The sequence below is a fragment of the Asanoa ferruginea genome, from assembly GCF_003387075.1.
Lineage (GTDB): Bacteria > Actinomycetota > Actinomycetes > Mycobacteriales > Micromonosporaceae > Asanoa > Asanoa ferruginea.
Genome location: NZ_QUMQ01000001.1, coordinates 3,591,768 through 3,612,800 on the forward strand (window position 1 = coordinate 3,591,768; position 21,033 = coordinate 3,612,800).

Here is a 21,033-nt window from a genome sequence, read left to right on the forward strand (position 1 = left end):
GTCTGCAACGGAACTATCCGCTACGGTCCTTCCTATCGGCTTTAGGAGGACCGCATGTCTGCCCGTGTCCGTTGGATCGCCCTTGGCGTGATCGCCACCGGCTCGTTGATGACCGTCCTCGACGGCAGCATCGTCACCGTCGCGATGCCCGCCATCCAAGACGACCTCGGCTTCTCACCCGCCGCCCTGAGCTGGGTGGTCAACGCCTACCTGATCGCGTTCGGCAGCCTGCTGCTGCTCGCCGGCCGGCTCGGCGACCTGATCGGTCGCAAACGGATGTTCGTCGCGGGAACCCTGGTGTTCACCGCGGCCTCGCTGCTGGCCGGCGTCGCGACCGGCCCCGCGATGCTGATCGGCGCCCGCTTCCTGCAAGGCGTCGGCAGCGCGATGGCCACCGCGGTCAGCCTCGGCATCCTGGTCACCCTCTTCGCCACCCCGGGCGAGCGCGGCCGGGCCATCGCGGTCTTCAGCTTCACCGGCGCCGCGGGCGCGGCCATCGGTCAGGTGCTCGGCGGCGTACTCACCGATGCCTTGAACTGGCACTGGATTTTCTTCATCAACCTGCCCATCGGCCTGGCCACGGTCCTGCTCGCCCAGCGCACGCTGCCGGCCGACCGCCGGCTGGGCCCCGCGTCCGGTGCCGACGTCATCGGCGCAGCACTGGTCACCGCCGGCCTCGTGACGGCCATTTACACAGTCGTCAAAATCGAGTCGTACGGGTGGGCCTCGGCCCGCACGCTCGGCGGCCTGGGCGTCGCGCTCGCGCTGCTGGTCGCCTTCGCCATCCGGCAGGGCACCGCGCGCGACCCGCTGCTGCCGCCGCGGGTGCTCCGGGCGCCCGGGGTCTCGGCGGCCAACCTGGTCCAGGTGCTCACCCTCGCCGCCTGCTTCGCGTTCCAGGTCATCGTGACGCTCTACCTCCAGCGCGTCCTCGGCTACGACGCCCTGCGCACCGGCCTCGCGATGCTCCCCGCCGCCGTGGCCATCGGTGCGGTGTCGCTGGGGCTGTCGGCCCGGCTCAACGCCCGCTTCGGCGAACGCCGGATGCTGCTGCTCGGCCTGGTGCTGCTCGGCGCCACCCTCGGTCTGCTGGCCCGGCTGCCGGTGCACGCCAACTACGTGACCGACCTGCTGCCGACGATGCTGCTGGCTTCGGGTTTCGGGCTCGCGCTGCCGGCGTTGGCGACGCTGGCCATGTCCGGTGCGCGCCCCGACGATGCCGGACTCGTCTCCGGCCTGTTCAACACCACGCAGCAGATCGGGATGGCCATGGGCGTCGCGGTGCTGTCCACATTGGCCGCTTCCCGCACCGCGCGGCTAGTGGGGCTCGGCCACGGCTCGGCCGAAGCGCTGACCAGTGGCTACCGGTTGGCGTTCGGGGTCGGCGCCGGCCTCGTCGTGGTCGCGTTCGTGGTCGCGTTCGCGCTGCTGCGGCCGGCCCCGCGCCCGGCGCCGGTGGCCGAAACCGTGAGCGTCTGACGCTTGATGACGACGACGCCCGACGTCGTCGCCACACTCAGCGGCACCCCGCAGGCCCACGCTGCGGGGTGCGCGCGACGCTACATTAGACAGTGAGCGATGTGCCGAGCGGGATGCGTTCATACGCCGTGCCGCCCTTCTCGGTCAGCCAACCGTCGAAGTTGTCGTAGCCGACGTCGGCGGAGAGCATCCGGTCGTGAATCGGCACGGCCCGCTGCGGCGCGATCGCGCGGGTGAAGTCGAGCGCCTCGCGGAGCTTGAACCATGGGCCGCTGGCCGGCACCAGCAGCGTGGCCACCGGCTCCGCCGGCACGAAGAACGAGTCGCCCGGGTGGTAGACGCCGTCGACGATGAACCCGATGTTGGCGCACCGCGGCAGCCCGTCGTAGGTCTCCGCGTGCTTGCCGCCAACGGCGGTGACCGCGAACCCGGCGGCCGTGAACGTCTCGCCGACCGCCACGGCCTGGATCGCCTCGGCCACCGCGGGTGCGTTCTCCTCGATGGCCACCGCCCGCAACGACTCGTGGCCGTAGATCCGCAGCTCCGGCGAGGAGGCCAGCAGCGCCGCGATCGGCTCGACGGCGAAATGGTCGGCGTGTTCGTGCGTGACCAGGATGTCGGTCACGCCGTCGAAGGCTTCCGGCTCGGTCCAGATTCCCGGGTCGAGCAGCAACCGGCGGTCGCCGTCGTCGACACGTACGCAGGCGTGCGTGTACTTGGTGAGCAACATGATCGAACTCTACGACGGAGGCACCCGGACCAGGGTGCGGGTCCAGTTGAGGCCGTCGGCCGACCGGTAGACGGCGTCTCGGTCGAACGCCACGTAGACACCCGGCGCCGTGACCCGCACCAGCGCCGGCGCCGGCGGGAGGCGGTCGCTGAGGCCCTTGAGCTCGACCGGGTGATAGCCGCTCGCATCGCCGGCGTACCAGAGCCAGGGCGGATCCGCGCTACCCAGCACGATGTGCGTGCCATCGGCGGCGACGAAGCTGTCCGCGACACGCGGCGGACTGCCCGGGTCCGGTTGCCAGTTGCGGCCGCCGTCGGTGCTGCGGAAGACCGAGGGCTTCGACCCCGAGATCACGGTGTACGCCGTGTCGCCGTCGACACTGAACGGCACCGCGTCCAGGTAGGTGGAGAGCAGTTCCTCCCGCCCGAAAACGTGCGTCTCCCAGGTGCGGCCGCGGTCATGGCTCACGGCCACCGCGGGGCGGGAGCGGTCGGTCGGGTCATGGCCGGTGACCCACAGTCCGGCCGAGGTCGGCACGTGAGCCGGTGCTTCGATCGTCAGCGCGGGCTGGCTGGCCAAGCGGGCCGCCACGGCCGTGGTGGGGTCGACCGCCAGGAGCGAGCACGTCTGGGCTGTCGGGTGGGCTGTTGGCTGGGCGCACTGCAGCCAGCCGCCCGACGGGACCTCGGCCAACGGCTCACCGCTCAGCCGCAGCTCCCGCCAGGTCCGCCCGCCGTCGGTGCTGATCCGGTGTTGATAGGAGATCTTGGCGACCGGCGACCTGACGCTTTCGATGGTCCGCAGCAGCACACCCGGGGCGGGCGCGGTCACCTGCCCGTCACCGAATTCGGTCTGGCGGACCGTCCAGGTGCGCCCGGCATCGTCGGACCCGACCAGCCGGGTCGTGCAGTGCCGGACCTGATCCTGCCCTGGGCAGGAGGCAACCCCGGCGTAGAGATGCGTGGCGTCGGTGGCGGCGGCCGAGATGATCGTGCCGTCCCTGGTCTCGGCGGGCCAACCGTCGGCGCTCTGCGCGGGATGCGGAGCGGTGACCGGGTCCGGCGTCGCCAGTGTGGTCACGCCCATCGCGCCGACCAGCACGACACCCACCACGCCGCCGGCCGCCCACGCGGTCGCCCGCCGGTGCCGCCGGCGGAACGCCTCGGCGTAGACCTCGTCGGCGGACAGCCGGCTCGGCGGCCCGTCGCTGCCGGCCACGTCCCGCAATCGGCGCTTCAGCTCACTCACTGGACGCACCCACCTTTTCGCGGAGCAGTTCGCGCAGCTTCGCCAGCCCGCGCGCGGCCTGGCTCTTGACCGTCCCTTGTGAACACCCGAGGACGGCAGCGGTCTCGGCGACGTCGAGGTCCTGGTAGTAGCGGCAGACCAGGACCGCCCGCTGCCGCGGCGGGAGTTGGCGCAACGCCGCGACGAACTCCATCCGCTGCGTCGGGTTGATCTCGGTGGATCCTTCGGGCGGCTCGGCGACCGATCGCTCCCGGCGCCGCCAGACCCGGCGGACGTCGGCGAGGTAGGCGCGGACGAGGCAGGTGCGCAGGAAGGCGTCGAGCGCCTCGCGGTCGCGCACCTTCCGCCAGCTCACCGCCAGCCGCATGAAGGCGCTCTGGGTCAGGTCGTCGGCCCAATGCCAGTCACCGCACAGCACGTACGCGGTCCGGCGGACCGCATCGCGCCGTGCCGTGAAGTATTCCCGGAACTGCCGTTGATCATCGGTCTCGCCGCGCGGCATGACACCTCCTCGGTTAAAGGTGCGCCGCGGCCAGCCAATCGGTTGCACGGGTGTGTAGTCCACTTGACATCGTGCCGGGCTCAACGGCGGGACACTGCCGGGGTGACAGTCACCGCGACCCCGCGCCAGCGGCTCACGGCCGTCCGAGCCGCCGCGCTCTTCGACGGGACCGGCGACGCGCTGACCCCCAACCCGGTCGTCACCGTCGACCCGGGCACGGGCCTGATCGTCTCGGTGGGCACGGCACCGCCCGACGGCGCCGACGTCGTCGACCTCGGCTCGGCGACGCTGCTGCCGGGCCTGGTCGACGGGCACGTCCACCTGGCGTTCGACGCCTCCCTCGACCCGGTGGCGGCGCTGGCCGACCGCGACGACGAGTCCGCGTACGCCGCGATGATCGAGGCCGCCCGCCGCACGACCGCCGGTGGCGTGACCACCGTGCGTGACCTCGGCGACCGCGGCTACCTGGCACTGCGGTTGCGGGAGGCCGCGCGCACCGACCGCACCCTGCTGACGATCGTCGCGTCGGGCCCGCCGATCACCACCCCCGGCGGCCACTGCCACTACCTGGGCGGCGCCGCGGCCGGCATCGACGGCTTGCGCGCCGCGGTCCGCGACCACGCCGAACGCGGCGCCGACCTTATCAAGATCATGGCGAGCGGCGGCAACATCACGCCCGGCAGCCGGCCCGAGTTGTCGCAGTTCAGCGCCGCCGAGTTGCGCGCCGCCGTCGACGAGGCGCACGCGTGCGGCCTGCCGATCGTTGCCCACGCGCACGGCCTCCAGACGGTGCGCGACGCCCTCGCCGCCGGCGTCGACGGCCTCGAACACGTCACCCTGATGACCGCCGACGGCATCGACCCGATGCCCGACGACCTGGTCGCCGCCCTCGCCGCGGCGCCGGTCACCGTCGGCCTCACGCTCGGCATGGTCATCCGCCCCGGCGACCCGCCGCCCCCGAACGGCATAAGGGAGCGGATCCCCTCGATCATCATCAACATCCGCAAGATGTACGCCGCCGGCGTCGACCTGATCGCCGGCACCGACGCGGGCCTCGGCCCCGGCAAGCCGGCTGACGTGCTGCGCTCGGCGGTCGGCATGCTGACGGCGTGGGTAGGCATGACGCCCGCGGAGGCGCTGCGGGCCAGCACCTCCCGCGCCGCCACGGTGATCGGCCTGGGGGAGCGCAAGGGCCGGATCGCACCGGGCTACGACGCCGACCTGCTGGCCATCGACGGCGACCCCCTGACCGACCCGACCGCGCTAGACCGGATCAAGGCCGTCTACGTCCGCGGCGAGCCGCTCGCCACCCGGTAACTGTTTTCCGTCACCGTCCAGGATGGACGGCAGTGCGGCGCAGTCCAGCGGCACCGCCCCCGACCCGCTTGCAGCGTGCAAGCTAGCCCCCGCTGTCGGGGCCCGCTCCTGACGGCTTCATCGGTTGCCGGACTCCTGGTTTTGCCGGCGTACATGTTCTTTCATGTACCTACATGAAAGAACATGTACGCCGCGAGAACATCCGTCGGGGCTGCCCGACACGCCCGATCTGCCGCCAACCGCACTCCGGGTCAGCGGAGGCTTGCCGCGAGGTCGGTTCGGGTTGTTACGCCCAGTTTGGCGTAGACGTGGGTGAGGTGGGTTTCGACCGTGCGGCGCGTGACGAACAGGCGCTGCGCGATCTCCGGATTGCTGTGTCCCTCGGCCGCGAGGCTGGCCACCCGCAGCTCGGCCGAGGTCAGCGCGTCCACCCCGGTCACCGCCGCGCGGCGGGGACGGGCACCGGCCGCCGAGAGTTCCTGCCGCGCCCGCCGCGCGAGCAACCGCATGCCACCTCCATCTGCAACCGTCAGGGCCAGGCGGAGCGGTTCGCGGGCGGCCTCGCGGTGGTTGCCGCGCCGGAGTGCCGCGCCCAGGTCGACCAGCGCGCGGGCATATTCGAGGCGTTCCGGGGAGTCGGCCAGCACGGCGACCGCTTCTTCGAGAAGGTCGACGGCCTTCCGCCCGGACGTGCGGGCCAGTGCCCGCAGGCCGGCGCCGCGCGGGCCGGGCAGGTCGACCCGGGCCGCGAGGTCGAGATGCTCCTCCGCTAGCCGGCGCGCCTCCGCCCGGTCGCCGAGTGCCACCAGTGCCTCGGCGTCGTCCACGCGCCAGCACGCCAGGCCGGGGTGCACCGCTCCGAAGCGCCGCCAATGGTCCGCGGCGGCGACCAGGTCGGCGTGGGCCTGCGCCGGTTGGTGTTGGGCCAGCCGCAGCCGGGCACGGGTCTCCAACAGGTGCACGGTGGCCAGCGAACCGGGTGGTGGATCGCCGACGGAGCGCAGCACCCTGTCCGCCTCGGCCAGCTCGTCGTGCTGGGTCAGCGCCTCGACCAGCGTGAACACCGACCACAGCAGGGCCGGCAGGGGCGAGTTGACCAGCTTGAACTCGTAGGCGAACCGGGCGTCGGCCACCGCGTCGCTGATCTGGCCGGCCCGGGTCAAGGCCAGCGCGCGGAGGAAGCTGCCGTGCGCGAGAGCGATCAGCCAGCCGCGCGGGCGGGCCGCCTCGATCAGCGCGGTGCAATACGCTCGCGCGTCGTCGAGTTCGCCGCTGTCGATGAGGACGAACTTGGCCACCGTGGCGAGGATCGAACCGGCCTCGTCCAGCCTTCCACTGTGGATCGCCGGCTTGACCAGGACCAGGGTTGAGGTCGCCGGAGCCCCGTCGAACAGGGCCGCCAACGCCGCGACCACCTGCCAGGCCGGCTCCGTCGAGAGCGGCGCCGGCCGCAACCAGCCCCGAGCCTCGTCCACTGTCGACGTGTCGAGCCAGATATTGCCCACCAGCTCCGCTTCGAGCTGGGCGCGGACATCGGCCGCGATGCCGTCCGATCGGTCCAGGCCGCTGCGACACAGCCGCCCCGCTTCGACGAAGTGACCGCTCAGCCCGAGCGCCCGAGCCCCGGAAAGGGCGATCCGCGCGCGTTGCTCGGGCGTAGCGGCCAGGTCGACGGCCTCGGCCAGCAGCGCGGGCGCCTCCGGCTGCACGTGGGCAGCCAACGCCAGCCCGAGCTCGTTGCGTAGGTCTGCCTCGACGGCCCGGTCGGGCGGCGGCTCCACCAGTGCGCGCCGCAGGAAGACCGCCGCGCTCTGTGGCGCCCCGCGCAGGCCCGCCCGGGAAGCCGCGGCCCGCAGCGTGGCCACGGTCGTCTCGTCGCGGGCGGGCTCGGTGTGCAACAGGTGCAGCGCGATGGCCTCCGGGTCGGCCCGTTCAAGAGCCAGCAACCGGGCCGCCCGCGCATGCCACAGGCTCCGCGAACCGCCGCCCAGCTCGCCGTAGAGCGCCCCGGCGACCAGCGGGTGCACCAGGAACCAGCTGTCGTCGGCGCGGTCCAGCAGCCCGGCGGCCCGCAGCCGGTCGGCCACCCGCAGGGCGTCGTCGGGTGCCAGCCCGGCCAGCTCGCGCGCGTGGCGCAGCGGCGCGCCCCGGCCCAAAACGGCGAACGCCCGAGCGAGTGACGCCGAGCCCGCGGGTAGCCGGCCGAGTTGCCGGCCGACGCTGCGAGCGACCTGCTCCGGGCCGAACGCGCTCAGCGTGGCGGCGAACTCGTCGGTGGGCTCCACGCGCTCAGCGATCAGGTGGTTGAGCAACGCGCCGAGCAGGAACGGGTTTCCGGCCGTGGCGGCGTGGCAGGCCGGCGCGAAGGTCGCCCCGGCGTGTGGCAACCGGTGCGCGACCACCGCACCCACCGCGGCCGGGCCGAGCGGGCCGGGGCGCACCGGTGGCTCCGGCGCGAGCGCCAGCAACTCGTCGAGGAGGTCGACCGACGTGGGCGGCTCGCCGCTGCGCACCGCGCACAGGATCGCCAGCGGCAGCTCGCCGAGTTGCCGGCCCAGCCCGGCCAGCCAGCGCAGCGACGGTGGGTCGGCCCAGTGCACGTCGTCGACGACCATCAGGGTCGGCCCGCGCTCGGCGACGCCCGCGGCCAGCCAGGTCAGGCCGTGCAGCGCGGCGTGCATCGCGTCGCCGCCGCGGACCGGCTCGGCCTCGTCGGCGTCGAGCGCCCGCCGTGCCAGGGCGGCCGCGCCGACCGGGAACTCAGCGGCGCGCAAGGTGGCGAAGAGCTGCCGGGCCACGCCCCAGCCGGCGTCCTGCTCCAGCGGGCTGCCGGACGCCCGCAGCGTGCGGATTCCGGCCGCCGCGGCCGTCTCGGCGGTGGCGCTGAGCAGGCTGGACTTGCCGATGCCGGCTGGCCCATCGACGATGATCATCCGCCCGATGCCGGCTCGCACTGTGGCGACCTGCCGCCCGAGGGAGGCGAGCTCGGCGTCGCGTTGTAACAACACGCGAGGCACGCCCTGACCGTACGTCGTCGCATCGATCCGGGGCAGTAGCGAGTCGCCATGGCGACCGCGGTTAGCCTGTGCGGATGGCTGACGCCGACGACGTCCGTGCCCTGGCGCTGGCACTACCGCAGGTGGTGGAGATCGAGAGCGAGGGCTTCGACTTCCGGGTCGCCGACAAGGGCTTCGTCTGGTCATACCCGGAACGCCGCCCGGTCCAGCGGCGGGTGATCCGCAGCGACATCGCGGTGCTCTACGTCGGCGACGAGGCCGAGAAGCAGGCGCTGCTGCTGGGCGAACCCGACCTTTTCTTCACCACGCCGGCGTACGACGGTCTGCCGCTGGTCATGCTCTGGCTGGCCCGGGTCGAGCAGGACCGGCTGCGCGAGTTGGTCACCGACGCCTGGCGGATGCGGGCGCCGAGCGACTGACTCAGCTCACGGCCTTCTTCAGCAGCGCCGCGATCATCGCCTCGTCGTCGGCGGTCAGCTTCACGATGCCGAAGGCGGTCGGCCACACGGTGCCGTCGTCGAGTTTGGCGACGTCGTTGAAGCCGAGGGTCGCGTACCGCGTCTTGAACTTCTCCCTGGGCTGGAAGAAGCAGAGCACCTTGCCGTCCAAGGCCCACGCGGGCATCCCGTACCACGTCTTGGGGGTGAGGGTCGGCGCGTTCTTCTTGACCAGCGCGTGCAGTTTCTTGGCGATGGCGCGGTCGTCGGACGGCATTTCCGCGATCTTGGCGAGCAGGTCGGCCTCGCCGTCGGCCTTGCTCGTCTTGGAGCCGCGGCGAGCGGTCGTCTTCAGCTCCTTGGCCCGCTCCTTCATGGCGTCGCGCTCTTCGTCGGTGAACCCGTCGTACTTCGTCTCGGTCATGTGAACAAGGCTAGGCGGCGCACAGCGACCTGGGCTTCTCCGAAACTGACCAGCTCAGGCGCGCAGGTAGCGGAGCACGGCCAGGACCCGGCGGTGGTCTGAACGGTCGTGTGGCAGGTCGAGCTTCGTGAGGATGGCGGTGACATGCTTCTCCACGCTGCGCTCGGCGAGATGCAGCGTCTCGGCGATGGCCACGTTCGAGCGACCCTCCGCGAGCAGGCCGAGGATCTCCCGCTCGCGGGCCGACAGCCGGGCCAGCCCGGCGTCCACCGCGGGCGCGGCGAGCAGGTGCCGCACCACCTCCGGGTCGAGCGCGGTGCCGCCGGCCGCCACCCGGCGCAGCGCGTCGACGAACTCGCCGGTGCTCACGATGCGGTCCTTGAGCAGGTAGCCGACGTGGCCGGTGTGCTCCGACAGCAGCCGCCGGGCGTAGCTGGTCTCCACCCACTGCGAGAACACCAGGACGGCGATCTCGGGGTGCTCCGAGCGGATCGTCAGCGCCGCCCGCAGGCCCTCGTCGGTGTGCGTCGGCGGCATCCGCACGTCGACGACGGCCGCGTCGGGCCGTTCGGCGGCGATGGCGGCCAGCAGCGCGTCGCCGTCGCTGACCGCGGCGACCACCTCGATGTCGTGCTCGCCCAGCAGCAGCACGATCCCGTCGCGCAGCAGGGCGTTGTCTTCGGCGATGACGACGCGCATCTCAGGGCTCCCGGGGCAGGGTCATGGTGATGGTGGTCGGGCCGCCGGCGGGCGACTCGATGTGCAGCGCGCCGTCGAGCGCCTCGGCGCGGCGGGTCAACCCGGCCAGCCCGGTGCCGGTTCCGTTAGCGGTCGCCCCGCCCCGGCCGTCGTCGTGGACGACGAGCGTGAGGTCGCTGCCGTCGCGGAGCGAAATGCGGACCCGGCTGGCCGAAGCGTGCCGCGCGATGTTGGTCAGCAGTTCGGCGACGGTGAAGTAGACGGCCGAGGCGATCGCGTCGGGTGGTCGCCGGGTCAGCTCGACCGTCACCGACGCCGGCACCGCGCTGCGACCAGCCAGTGTGGACAGTGCTACGTCGAGGCCGTCGTCGAGCGCCGGTGGATGCAGGCCGCGAACGATGTCGCGCAACTCGGCGAGGGCCTCGGTGACGGTGCCGCGGGCGTCGGCGGCGACGTCGCGCACCGGCTGCTCGGTGCTGCGGTGCTCGATCCGGGACAGCGCGACACCGAGCGAGACCAGCCGCGCCTGGGTGCTGTCGTGCAGGTCGCGCTCGACCCGGCGGAGCACCGCCGCCGCGTCGGCCTGGAGGGCCGCCCGGCCGGCTTCGAGTTGGGCGATCCGGCGGGCCGCACGGGTCGGGTTGAGCAGCCCGCGGACCAGCCAGCGGTCGGCGAGCACGATCAGCCGGACAAACCATGGCAGCGCGAGCAGCAGCAGCGCGCCCCGGCCCGCCTCCAGCCAGGTCTGGCCCCAGGTGTGCGCGTCCAGCGAGTTGAGCGGGTTCGGCCACAGGAACCACCACCCCGGATAGGTCAGCGCCAGCAGGCCGCTGACGATGGCGATGGCCACGCCGTAGGCGCCCGCGAAGATCAGCGGGAAGCTCACGAAGCAGTAGCAGAGCGCCCGCCAGGCTGTGGAATCGCCGAGCACCGCGACGATCCGGCCCCACCGGCTGCGCGGGCCCAGCGGTGGCGGGTCGGGCCAGTCCCAGTCGAGGAACCGCCGGGCCGGCACGCGGAAGTAGCGGGAACTGCCCCGGGCCAGGAACAGCACGCCGGCGAGCAGGAACAGCCCGAAGATGACGACGGAGAGCGCGCCGGCGGCGATCCCGAGCAGGGCCAGCGCGAACGTGGCCACGCTGAGCAGCGCGGTCACCAGCACGAAGGCCAGCTCGCGCCACATGCGGGCGGTCGCCCAGACCCGGAGCAGGATCATCCGACGACCTCGATCGGTGCCCGGCGCAGGCTGGCCGCGGCCGGCAGCACCATGCCGGCGAGCACCAGCGCGGCGGTGATCGCGATGCCGCCCAGCAGCCAGGAGACCGGCAGCCACGGGCGCCAGGTGCCCAGCGCGGTGTGCAGCAGGGGCAGCAGGGTCGTGGTGGCGACGACGGCGCCGGCCACGAGGGCGGTGGCGGTCACCACCAGAGCCTCGCAGATCACCACGGCCAGCGTGCGCCCCCGCGTGCCGCCGGCCAGCCGGATGACGGCGAGGTCGTGCCGGCGCGCCTGGATGACGGTGACCAGGGTGTTGACCGCGGCGATCGCGGCGAAGGTGGTGTAGGCGCCGGTACCGGCGTATTGCAGCCAGCGGTCGGCGGCCGGGGTGGCAACGCCGGTGACGTGCTCGGTCGTCGTGCCCAGCACGATCGTGAACGCGGCGAACCCGACCGCCAGGGTGAGCGGGACCAGGGCGCCGGACAGCGACCGGGCCCGGGCGTTGACCGCGTCGGCCGCGAGCTTGCCGGTCGAGCCGAACAGGCGGGCGAACGGTGCGGCGACCCGCAACAGCAGCGGTCCGAGCAGGCCGACACCGACGCACATGGCGAGCATGACGAAGAAGCCGGCCTGGTCGGCCGTGTCGGCGTCGGCTCGGGTGAGCAGCACGGCCAGCGCGATGCCACCGGCCACCAACAACAATCCGACGGGGGTACGCACGAGGCCGGCCCGCCGCCGGGGCACCGCGGCCTCGGTCAGCGCCACGGCCGGCCGTAGCCGGGACGGCCGGATCGCGGCGATCAGCGCGCCGAGCAACGACGTGCCGACGGTGACCGCGAACGCGATCGGCACGGTGCCGCCGTGCATCCGGAAGCTGACCTCGGCCGGCACCACGCCGTGCCCGGTGAGGCCGCTCAGCCAGGTATACCCGGCCAGCAGACCAAGCGGGATGCCGGCGACCGTGGCGGGCACGGCGATCAGGGCGGCCTGCGCGGCGATCGTGCGACGGACCCGGGCCGGGGTCGCGCCGATCGTGCGCACCAGCGCCAGGTCCTGGGCCTGGTCGGCGATCGCGGTGCCCATCGTCACGCCGACGATCAGCAGCGACAGGTAGATCGACGAGACCACGAAGATCAGCCCTAGGTCGGCGATGCCGCTGTCGGTGAGCGCGGCCCGCTGGGCCGGATCGAGCGGTGCGCCGTCGAACGAGGCGAGCAGGCACAGCCCGGTGGTGACCAGCGCGGCCGCGAGTGCCTGGGTGGCGGCCGGGCCGAGGAACGCCCACGGGTTGCGGCGCAGCGCCTGGCGGATCACGCGGTCACCGCCGAGACGCTCTTGAGCCGATCGGAGATGGCGGCCGCGCCCGGTGCCGGGCCGTCGTCGGCGACGCTGCCGTCGCGCAGCAGCACGAGGCGGTCGCTCCACGCGGCGGCGATCGGGTCGTGGCTGACCATCAGCACGGTCACCCCGTCGCGGTCGGCGGCCTCGCGCAGCAGGGTCAGGATCCGGGCGCCGGTGGTCGGGTCGAGCGCGCCGGTCGGCTCGTCGGCGAAGATCACCGCCGGCCCGGTCACCAGCGCCCGGGCGATCGCGACGCGCTGCCGCTGGCCGCCGGACAGCTCGCCGACCGGCCGGCTGCCGAGGCCGGCGAGCCCGACCTGGGCGAGCACCTCGTCGACGCCGCGGGCGCGGGGGCCGCCGAGCCGGATGGGCAGCGCGACGTTCTGCCGTACGGTCAGCTCGGAGAGCAGGTTGTAGGCCTGGAAGACGAACCCGGCCCGGTCGCGGCGCAGCCGGGTGAGCCGGGCCTCGCCCATCCGGGTGATGTCGCGACCGGCCAGCCGGACCCGGCCGGAGGTGGGCCGGTCGAGCCCGGCGGCGCAGTGCAGCAGCGTGCTCTTGCCGGAGCCGGTCGCGCCCATGACGGCGACGAACTGGCCGGCCGGAACCTCGAGGGACACGTCGCGCAGCGCGAGCACGCCACGCGGATAACGCCGCGACACCGACGTCAGGGAGATGACGGATTCCATGCCTTCACCCTGGTCGCGGCGCTTCCCCGGGACATCCGCGCTGACCCGCCGGTCAAGGTGCGGCTAGCCGCACCTCTACGGCAGCGCCCAGCGCTGGTTGGCGACGCCGACGCAGTCCCAGATCTGGATCTGGGTGCCGTCGGCGCTGCCGTTGCCGGCCACATCGAGGCAGCGGCCCGACTGCGGGTTGACCAGGGAGCCGTTGGCCTGGGCCGACCAGACCTGCGCGCCGGTGCCGTTGCAGCCCCATAGTTGCACGACGGTGCCGTTGGCGGTGCCGCTCGACCGCACGTCGAGGCACTTGCCGAGGCCGCGGACCGTGCCGTCGCCGCCGATCGTCCAGCGTTGCGCCCCGGTGCCGTTGCAGGTCCAGATCTGGATCTTGGTGCCGTCGGCCGTACCGCTGGCGTTGATGTCCAGGCACTTGTTCGTCGCCGCGCTGACCACCTGGCCGGTCCGGCCGCCGCTGCCGCCCGGGATGGAGACGCCGAAGCGCTGCTGTGCCTTCTCGAACCCGGCGAAGCCGAGCCCCGAACCGGCGACCCGGGTGGTGGTGCCCCGCGCGGTCACGGTGCCGTCGCCGCGGTCGAGGTAGACCGGGCCGCCGCTGTCGCCCGGCCGCGCGGCGATCTGGCCGTCTAGTTGGGTGGCTTCCCACAGCCGCTGCGAGTCGGTGCCCTCGAACCGCACCTGGAGGTTGCAGATCTGGCCGCCGACCGCGTTGGCGCTGGTGTTGCCCGACTGGCAGAGCCGTTCGCCGACGAACGGGGCACCGCCGCCGGTGACCGTGAGCTGTTGCGTGCTGGCGCCGCCGCCGACGTAGATCCGGTTGCTGACCGCGCTGGTCGGGATGAGCAGCACGTCGAACGTGTTGTCGTCGGCTCCGATGTTGCCGATGAACTCGCCGCCGCCATCGGTGACCCGGTTGCCCGGCTGGCCGCAGTGGCCGGCGGTCAGGATGGCCGGGCCGCTGGGCGTGTTGACGCCGTAGCCGGCCGTGCAGCCCGCGCCGATGCTGGTGTTGATGATCTGGGCACCGCCCGACCAGGGCGCGCTGTCGTTGTTGCGGGCGACCGGCGCGAGCCGTGGCTCGACGCTGAACGAGACCGGCACCCCGGTCGCGGCCAGCGTGCGGTTCACCCCGGCCGCGTCGACCTTCACGATCAGGCCCGATCCGTCGGGCCGGGCCTTGATGCCGTGGAAGCCGGGATCGCTGCGGAGTTGGGTTTCCAGGGTGGCAGAGGCATTTCTCAACTCCACAATGGAGTACGCGGCAACGGCCACCCGGACGGGCGCGATCCGGCGGGCCTGTGCGACGGCCGCCTCGACCTTCGCCGGGACGGCGCCCTTCCACCAGACGGTCACCGATTTCTCCTCGATGACGATGGAGGCGAGCCCGGCTTCCGGCTGGGCGGCGGTGCGGACGACGGTGGCCGCGTCGATGAGGGGCAGTTGCGACTGGTGCTCGACGTGTTTGGCGGGGGAGCCGATCGCGAGGAGCAGGACGGCGACAAGCGCGGGTAGCGAGGCCATGGTGGACTCATTCCGTTGACGGGCGCTGGGACGGAGAGCGGACCGCTGTGCCGGTCTTTGTCGCACCGTCAACGGGGTGCCGGCAAGCTGCGGAATTCCGCAGCTTGACCGGGGTCGGGCCGGTCCCTACAGTGCGCGCCAGTCCCACTCGATGCCGAGCACGCCGGAGTCGACCCCCGACGCGATCAGATGCACCGCGTGGTGCCGGCTCACGGTCAGGTCGCCGATGCCGTGGCGCCGGTCGTTGAGGTCGAACTGGCTGAACGCGCGGGTGCTCGCCGGCAGCGCGCCCGGGTGGAACTGCACCTCGAGCAGGCATTGCTCGGCCGGATAGCGGAACCCGAAGGCAAACTCGGAGCACACGCCGGCGCCCGGGTCGGCGAGTTGGGTCTCGAACACCCAGGTGTCACCGGCCCGCAGCGCCTGCTCGAAGACCACCTCGTAGACCATCGCCGGCGCGGACCGGTGCACGAGGCGACGACCCAGCCGGCAGTTGCGCAACGGCCGGGTGCGCACCTGGTGGGGGTCACAGCCACGGTCGCCGTAGAACCGGGCCACATAGCGGTCGACGCCGTCGCGGAGGGCACGGATCGCCGTGCGCACGAACATATGCGTGAACTGCCCGGCGTCGTCGACGTGCACCCGGTGCTGGGTGCTGACCAACTCGAGGTCGCCGGGTCGCGAGTCGGGCACGACGTCGAGCAACTCGGCCACCGGCCCGATGTCGGCCAACCGCACCCGGCTGCCGGCGCAGTCGAGCAACCGGGCCAGCGCGTCGGGCGCCAGGCCGAGCACCTCTTCCAGGGCGGCGACGGTGTGCGCGGCGCTCGGCCGGCTCCGCCCGGTCTGCCAGTCGCTGAGGCTGGACAGGCCGATCGAGATGCCGCGCCGGGCCAGGTGGGCCCGCACCCGGTCAAGGGTCAGCCCGCTTTCCCGGATCGCCTTCCGGAGCGCCCGGTGGAACGGGCCGGTGTAGAGCACGCTGTCGAGGGTCATCGCCACCCGCATCGGCCAGGAGACAATACATCGATCAGAATCAGTGTACGGAATCCGTCCCGAATGCGGCGGCCAGGGCTTTCGAGATCACGTCCGGCAGGTTGGCCCGCCCGTCGTCTTCGGTCCACCGGACCAGCGCCGTGTGCATGGCGGCCAGGCAGGCGCTGGCCGCGGCGTGGTTGCGGAAGGTCGCGTCGGGATCGGAGCCGTCGTCGCCGAGGCCGGCGACGATCGCCTGCTGGAGGGCGTAGAAGTTGTCCAGGTGCTTGGCTCGCAGGGCCGGCGTCGAGACCATCAGCCGGAGCCGGGCCAGCAGGAACTGTTTCTCTTTGCCATCACCGGTCAACACCCCGGCCGACTCGACCAGCGCGCCGGCGATCCGGCGGACCGCGGGTTGCCCGGCCGGCGATGCGGCGATCCGGCCGGCGATGAGCGCGCCGTATTCGTCGACCAGCACCAGGTCTTCCTTCGTGGGGAAGTGCCGGTAGACGGTCATCGGCGACACCCCGGCGGCCTCGGCGACGTCGGCGACCGTCGTGGCGTCGTAGCCGCGAGCGGTGAACAGCCGGATGGCGTGCGCCTGGATCGCGCGCTGGGTCTCGGCCCGCCGCTGTTCCCGCAAGGTGCTCACTGGTAGAGACTACCCGTGTGTTAGCTTCTACCAAGTTGGTAGTGACTAACACATTGAGGTGATCGGCATGACTGACCTGACCGGGCGGACGGCTCTGGTGACCGGTGCGTCGCGCGGCATCGGCAAGGCGATCGCGGCCCTGCTGGCGGCGCGGGGTGCGGCCGTGATCGTGCACTTCGGCACCGACAAGGAGGGCGCGGTGGCGACGGTCGACGAGATCGGCGGCGGCGCGTTCGCTGTCGAGGCGCGGCTCGGCGTCGACGGTGACGTCGAGACGCTCTTCGCCGGCGTGGCAGCCGGGTTGGCCGGGCGGCCGCTCGACATCCTGGTCAACAACGCCGCGGCGGCGCCGGCCGGGCCGCTCGGTGGCACGACGCCGGCGGAGTTCGACCACCTGTTCGCGGTGAACGTGCGGGCGCCGTACTTCATCATCCAGCGGGCCCTGCCGTTGCTTTCCGACGGTGGCCGCATCATCACCGTCTCGTCCGTGGCGACCCGGATGGCCAACCCGACCCAGACGTCGTTCGCGATGACCAAGGGCGCGGTCGAGACGATGAGCCTGACCCTGGCCAACGCGCTCGGCGCCCGCGGCATCACGGTGAACGTGGTCGCGCCCGGCGCCACCCGGACGCCGACCAACGGATCGGCGTTCGCGGCGCCCGGCCTGGCCGAGGCCATCGCCGGGATGACCGCACTGGGCCGGCTGGGCGGTGCCGACGACGTCGCCGAGGTGGTCGCGTTCCTGGCCTCCGACGCGGCGCGCTGGGTCACCGGCCAGGTCATCGACGCGAGCGGCGGCCTGTTCCTCGGACCGCGCGTCTAGATCCTTGCTGCCAGCCTCTTGCTATTGCCAATAGTTTGCAATAAGACTGAGGCTCATGCCTCGACTGCTGCCGGAACCGGGACCGCAACGCCTCCTGGCCGCGTCGAACCTGGTCTACACCGTCGGCAGCGGGCTCTACCTGACGGCCGGGGTCCTCTACTTCACCCAGGGTGTGCGGCTTCCGGCCAGCCAGGTGGGCCTCGGGCTGGCCATCGCCGGGGTGATCTCGCTGGCGGTCGGCATCGGTGCCGGGCATCTCGCCGACCGGCACGGTGCCCGTGGCGTCTACGCGGTGACGCTGGTCGTCCAGGCGCTCGCCACGGCCGCGTTCGTGCTGGTGCACAGCTTCTGGCCGTTCGTGGTCGCGGTCTGCGCCGCGGCCGGTGCCAAGGCGGCCGGGCTGGCGGCGCGCAGCCCACTCATCCGGCACTACGGCGGTGACCGCCCGCAGGAGTTCCGCGCCTACCTGCGGGCGGTCACCAACGTCGGCGTGTCGGTCGGGGCGTTGGGTGCCGGCTGGGCGGTGCAGGTCGGCACGCTGACGGCCTACCAGCTCATGGTCGCCGGCAACGCGATCGCCTTCGTGGTCTCCGCGGTGGTCCTGGTCGGGTTGCCGGCGGTGCGACCCGAGCCGGCCGCTCCGGGCCCGCGCTGGGTCGCCCTGGCCGACCGGCCCTATCTCGTGCTCACGGCGCTCGACGGCGTGCTGGCGGTGCAGTTCAAGGTGCTCACCGTCGCCATTCCACTGTGGCTGGTGACGGCCACGACGGCGCCGGCCTGGATGGTGTCGGGCACGATGCTGATCAGCACGTTCCTGGTCATCGTGTTCCAGGTGCGGGCCACCCGGGGCATCGACACCCCGGCGGCCGGCGGTCGCGCGTACCGCCGAGCCGGGGTGGCCTTTCTCGTTTCCTGCTCGTTGATCGCGTTCACCGGCGGGATCCCGGGGTGGGCGGCGGTCGCGTTGATCCTGACGGCGGCGGTCATCCACACCGTCGGCGAACTGTGGCACTCGGCCGCGGGCTTCGAGGTCTCCTTCGCGCTGGCTCCCGACCACGCCACCGGGCAGTATCTGGGCGTGTTCGGGCTCGGGGCCGGGCTCGCCGACGCGTTCGGGCCGGCCTTGCTGATCGCGCTCTGCATCGGCTGGGGCGCGCCCGGCTGGCTCGCCGTCGGTGCGATGTTCGCGTTGACCGGCTTCGCGGCACCGGTCGCTGTGCGTCATGCGCGGCTAGCCGCGGGTCGGTCGGACCAGCGGCAGGAAGATGTCGTCGACGATCTCCACGATGGTCGCGTCCGCGACGGGCGCGAGGGTCATCAGGATCTCGTGCCGGAGCAGGTCTGACGGCAGGTTGGCGATCCGCTCGGTCAGCCGGCCGGCGTCGATCTCGCCCCGCGCGGCGGCCCGGTCGAGGATGAGGTTGATGCCGGAGGGCTGCGGCCGGCCGCTCAGGAAGTCGGCGCGCAGCTTGGCCGGCGACGTGCCGGTCTCGGTGAAGAACTGGCCCATCTGCACGCTGAAGAGCACGGCCAACTCGCTGCGGCGGGCCGACGCGTTGCGGAGCACCTGGATCAGGTCTTCGCGCAGCGAGCCGGTGTCGGGCAGGTCGACCGGGTCCGTCCGGCCGTAGTGCTGGATCGCCGCGACCGCGAGATCGGCCCGGTTGGGCCAGCGCCGGTAGAGCACCGGTCGGCTCGTCCCGGCACGGGCGGCGACGCCCTCGATGGTGAAACCGCCGTAGCCGACCGCCACGAGTTCCTCCCAGGCGGCCTGGAGCAGTGCGTCCTCCAACTCCTGGCCACGCCGGCGCTGCGCCTGCATTAGATACACCTCTGCATCTTATTGACATCAGTCCTCGCGGCGCGAAGACTAGATACACCTACGTACCTTATTTCCTGAGCGGGGAGATCCGCCATGACATCCTCTCCTCCCGCGACGCGCCTCGACCCGGCGTTCATCCGGCAAGCGGCCGTCCTCATCACCGGTGTGCTGGCCGTCGTCTTCGACACCACGATCGTCAACGTCGCCCTCGACACCCTCGGTCGCGACCTGCACGCCAGCATCGCCACGGTCCAGTGGGTCACCACCGGCTACCTGCTGGCGCTCGCCATCGTCATCCCGGTCACCGGTTGGCTGCTCGACCAGTTCGGCGCCAAGACCGTCTGGATCTCGGCACTGGCCCTGTTCCTCGCCGGCTCGGTCGGCGCGAGCCTGGCCTGGGACGCCGGCAGCCTGATCACCTTCCGGGTCGTCCAGGGCGTCGGCGGCGGCATCATGCTCCCCGTCATGACGACGCTGCTGATGCAGTCGCTGGGCGGCCGGTCGCTCGGCAGCGCCACGGCGGTGATCGCGATGCCGGTGCTGCTCGGCCCGATCCTCGGCCCAGTGCTGGGCGGCCTGATCGTCACCCACCTGACCTGGCGCTGGATCTTCTGGGTCAACGTGCCGCTGTGCGTGGTCGGCATGGTGCTGGCCTGGCGGATGATGGCCGCGCCGCCACCGGAACGCCGATCGCGCCTCGACGGCTGGGGCCTGGCCCTGCTGTCACCCGGCATCGCGGCGGTCGTCTTCGGCCTGGCCCGGGTCGGCGCGGAGGGCGGTTTCGGTCACCCGTCGGTGTTCCTCCCGATCCTGGCCGGCGCGCTGCTGATCCTCGTCTTCACGGTGCGGGCCTGGAAAAGCCGGAACCCACTGGTGGACGTACGCCTGTTCCGGCTCCGCTCGTTCACCACCTCCAACGCCCTGCTGTTCCTGTCGGGCTTCGCGCTGTATGGCGCGATGCTGCTCGTACCCCTGTATTTCCAACAGGTTCGGGGCCAGAGCGCCCTCGCCGCCGGCCTGCTGCTGGCACCGCAAGGCGTCGGCGCTCTGCTCAGCCGCGGCGTGGCAGGAAAGCTCACGGACCGCATCGGCGCCCGCTGGATCGCGTTCACCGGCCTGGTCGTGGTGCTGCTCTCGACGGTCCCGTTCGCGCTGGCCACCGCCGACACCCCGGAGTGGCAACTGATCGTCGCGCTGGTGGTGCGCGGCGCCGGCCTGGGAGCGGTGACGATCCCGATGATGGCGACCGCGTACGCCGGCCTGGAACGCGACGCGGTGCCGCACGCCAGCATCATCACGCGCACCGTCCAGCAGATCGGCGGCTCGTTCGGCACGGCGGTCCTGGCCGTGGTGTTGGAACGCGCCATCGCCAGTCACGCCGGCGACCGCGCGTCGGCCTTCGACATCGCGTTCTGGTGCGCCACGGCCTTCACCGCGCTCGCGGTGCTGATCGCGCTGGCCCTGCCCCACCAGGCGGCAGCGCCTAGCCCTGACGCGTCAACCGGCGCCGAAACTCCGCGTATGCCGACTGCACAACACCGTTAAGACGTTCGAGTTCCTCCTCCGATGGCTCGCGGCGGAGCTCGACCTTGACCAGGATGTCGCCCTCCTCGATCGTCACGGCCAATGTGGCGAGGAGGTCCGTCGGGATCTTGCTCAGGATGAACTCGCGGCACGCGTCCGTGATCGTCGCCGGCATGTCGCCGCAACCGCAGGTGCGACCCTCCAGGACCGCGCCGAGGTGGCTGCGGGCGACGAGCGCGTCCGGGTGCACGGGGTCCAGATTGGACAGACTCTCCTCCAGCACGCTGCGGGCCTCGTCCAGGCGTCCGTCGTGCTGGAGGAGAATGCCGAGTGCGACATCCGCGCGGCCCAGGGTCTCACCATCGCCAGCGCGGCGCGCCTGTGCCACCGCCTCGCCGAGACGTTGTTCCGCCGGGCCGAGCTGGCCGGCTTCGCTCAAGGCGAGCCCCCAGTTGCGCAACACCTGGCTCATCACCTCCGGGCGGGCGATGCGTCGCGCCCGGTCGTACGCCGATGCGTAGGTCCGGAGCGATCCGTCGGTGTCGCCTGCGTCGCCCTGGGCCATCGCCAGGCCCAGCGCCGCCATCAGCGCGTCCTCTGTCC

General features: G+C 72.4%; 20 protein-coding genes. 6 read left to right on the plus strand and 14 right to left on the minus strand.

Features of this window, described 5'->3' with window-relative positions:
• The first annotated feature begins 54 nt into the window (after positions 1–54).
• Positions 55–1,479, plus strand: a complete 1,425-nt coding sequence (locus DFJ67_RS16980; RefSeq protein WP_116068871.1) for a DHA2 family efflux MFS transporter permease subunit — start codon at positions 55–57, stop codon at positions 1,477–1,479.
• A gap of 85 nt (positions 1,480–1,564) precedes the next feature.
• Here DFJ67_RS16980 and DFJ67_RS16985 read toward each other — a convergent pair whose 3' ends face one another.
• From DFJ67_RS16985 to DFJ67_RS16995, 3 genes are read right to left on the minus strand one after another with little or no spacing between them, the layout of a single operon-like run.
• Positions 1,565–2,209: an MBL fold metallo-hydrolase gene (locus DFJ67_RS16985; protein WP_116068872.1), complete on the minus strand. Its 645-nt coding sequence runs from the start codon at positions 2,207–2,209 to the stop codon at positions 1,565–1,567.
• A gap of 9 nt (positions 2,210–2,218) precedes the next feature.
• The gene (locus DFJ67_RS16990) at positions 2,219–3,457 is read right to left on the minus strand and encodes a WD40/YVTN/BNR-like repeat-containing protein (RefSeq protein WP_147315525.1); all 1,239 of its coding nucleotides are present in this window, start codon (positions 3,455–3,457) and stop codon (positions 2,219–2,221) included.
• A complete protein-coding gene (locus DFJ67_RS16995) occupies positions 3,450–3,959 on the minus strand; it encodes a SigE family RNA polymerase sigma factor (protein WP_116076308.1) in 510 nt (169 codons plus the stop codon). The genes DFJ67_RS16990 and DFJ67_RS16995 overlap by 8 nt, the downstream gene beginning before the upstream one ends.
• A 102-nt stretch (positions 3,960–4,061) precedes the next feature.
• Here DFJ67_RS16995 and DFJ67_RS17000 point away from each other — a divergent pair, with 102 nt between their 5' ends.
• Positions 4,062–5,276, plus strand: coding sequence for an amidohydrolase family protein (locus tag DFJ67_RS17000; protein WP_239097165.1), 1,215 nt, complete (start codon positions 4,062–4,064; stop codon positions 5,274–5,276).
• Positions 5,277–5,527: 251 nt separating this feature from the next.
• Here the strand turns inward: DFJ67_RS17000 and DFJ67_RS17005 are convergent, their stop codons facing one another.
• On the minus strand, positions 5,528–8,293 hold the full coding sequence (locus tag DFJ67_RS17005) for an ATP-binding protein (protein WP_170215889.1): 2,766 nt from the start codon (positions 8,291–8,293) through the stop codon (positions 5,528–5,530).
• 74 nt (positions 8,294–8,367) lie between these two features.
• On the opposite strand from DFJ67_RS17005, the gene DFJ67_RS17010 reads away from it, so the two are divergent.
• Positions 8,368–8,712, plus strand: a complete 345-nt coding sequence (locus DFJ67_RS17010; protein WP_116068876.1) for an MmcQ/YjbR family DNA-binding protein — start codon at positions 8,368–8,370, stop codon at positions 8,710–8,712.
• Position 8,713: 1 nt separating this feature from the next.
• Here the strand turns inward: DFJ67_RS17010 and DFJ67_RS17015 are convergent, their stop codons facing one another.
• The 8 genes from DFJ67_RS17015 to DFJ67_RS17050 all read right to left on the minus strand — a co-directional run bounded on the left by DFJ67_RS17015 (position 8,714) and on the right by DFJ67_RS17050 (position 16,261).
• On the minus strand, positions 8,714–9,154 hold the full coding sequence (locus DFJ67_RS17015; protein WP_116068877.1) for an iron chaperone: 441 nt from the start codon (positions 9,152–9,154) through the stop codon (positions 8,714–8,716).
• 54 nt (positions 9,155–9,208) lie between these two features.
• The gene (locus DFJ67_RS17020) at positions 9,209–9,853 is read right to left on the minus strand and encodes a response regulator transcription factor (protein ID WP_116068878.1); all 645 of its coding nucleotides are present in this window, start codon (positions 9,851–9,853) and stop codon (positions 9,209–9,211) included.
• Position 9,854: 1 nt separating this feature from the next.
• Positions 9,855–11,069 carry a sensor histidine kinase gene (locus DFJ67_RS17025; protein ID WP_116068879.1) on the minus strand — a complete coding sequence of 405 codons (1,215 nt, stop codon included), beginning with the start codon at positions 11,067–11,069 and terminating at the stop codon, positions 9,855–9,857.
• Positions 11,066–12,385: an ABC transporter permease gene (locus tag DFJ67_RS17030; protein WP_116068880.1), complete on the minus strand. Its 1,320-nt coding sequence runs from the start codon at positions 12,383–12,385 to the stop codon at positions 11,066–11,068. The genes DFJ67_RS17025 and DFJ67_RS17030 overlap by 4 nt, the downstream gene beginning before the upstream one ends.
• Positions 12,382–13,101: an ABC transporter ATP-binding protein gene (locus tag DFJ67_RS17035; RefSeq protein ID WP_116068881.1), complete on the minus strand. Its 720-nt coding sequence runs from the start codon at positions 13,099–13,101 to the stop codon at positions 12,382–12,384. Before DFJ67_RS17035 ends, DFJ67_RS17030 begins: the two co-directional genes overlap by 4 nt.
• A 75-nt stretch (positions 13,102–13,176) precedes the next feature.
• A complete protein-coding gene (locus DFJ67_RS17040) occupies positions 13,177–14,634 on the minus strand; it encodes an RICIN domain-containing protein (RefSeq protein ID WP_116068882.1) in 1,458 nt (485 codons plus the stop codon).
• A gap of 126 nt (positions 14,635–14,760) precedes the next feature.
• On the minus strand, positions 14,761–15,642 hold the full coding sequence (locus DFJ67_RS17045; RefSeq protein ID WP_116068883.1) for a helix-turn-helix domain-containing protein: 882 nt from the start codon (positions 15,640–15,642) through the stop codon (positions 14,761–14,763).
• A 28-nt stretch (positions 15,643–15,670) separates the two neighbouring features.
• Positions 15,671–16,261 carry a TetR/AcrR family transcriptional regulator gene (locus DFJ67_RS17050; protein WP_203783578.1) on the minus strand — a complete coding sequence of 197 codons (591 nt, stop codon included), beginning with the start codon at positions 16,259–16,261 and terminating at the stop codon, positions 15,671–15,673.
• A 67-nt stretch (positions 16,262–16,328) separates the two neighbouring features.
• On the opposite strand from DFJ67_RS17050, the gene DFJ67_RS17055 reads away from it, so the two are divergent.
• A complete protein-coding gene (locus tag DFJ67_RS17055) occupies positions 16,329–17,084 on the plus strand; it encodes an SDR family oxidoreductase (protein WP_116076311.1) in 756 nt (251 codons plus the stop codon).
• A gap of 55 nt (positions 17,085–17,139) precedes the next feature.
• Positions 17,140–18,429 carry an MFS transporter gene (locus DFJ67_RS17060; RefSeq protein ID WP_116068884.1) on the plus strand — a complete coding sequence of 430 codons (1,290 nt, stop codon included), beginning with the start codon at positions 17,140–17,142 and terminating at the stop codon, positions 18,427–18,429.
• Here DFJ67_RS17060 and DFJ67_RS17065 read toward each other — a convergent pair.
• Positions 18,316–18,906, minus strand: coding sequence for a TetR/AcrR family transcriptional regulator (locus DFJ67_RS17065; RefSeq protein WP_116068885.1), 591 nt, complete (start codon positions 18,904–18,906; stop codon positions 18,316–18,318). The genes DFJ67_RS17060 and DFJ67_RS17065 overlap by 114 nt on opposite strands.
• 93 nt (positions 18,907–18,999) lie before the next feature.
• On the opposite strand from DFJ67_RS17065, the gene DFJ67_RS17070 reads away from it, so the two are divergent.
• Positions 19,000–20,451, plus strand: a complete 1,452-nt coding sequence (locus DFJ67_RS17070) for an MDR family MFS transporter (RefSeq protein WP_116068886.1) — start codon at positions 19,000–19,002, stop codon at positions 20,449–20,451.
• Here DFJ67_RS17070 and DFJ67_RS17075 read toward each other — a convergent pair.
• Positions 20,390–21,016: a tetratricopeptide repeat protein gene (locus DFJ67_RS17075; protein WP_147315526.1), complete on the minus strand. Its 627-nt coding sequence runs from the start codon at positions 21,014–21,016 to the stop codon at positions 20,390–20,392. The two genes, DFJ67_RS17070 and DFJ67_RS17075, sit on opposite strands and share 62 nt — an antisense overlap.
• Positions 21,017–21,033 lie beyond the last annotated feature (17 nt).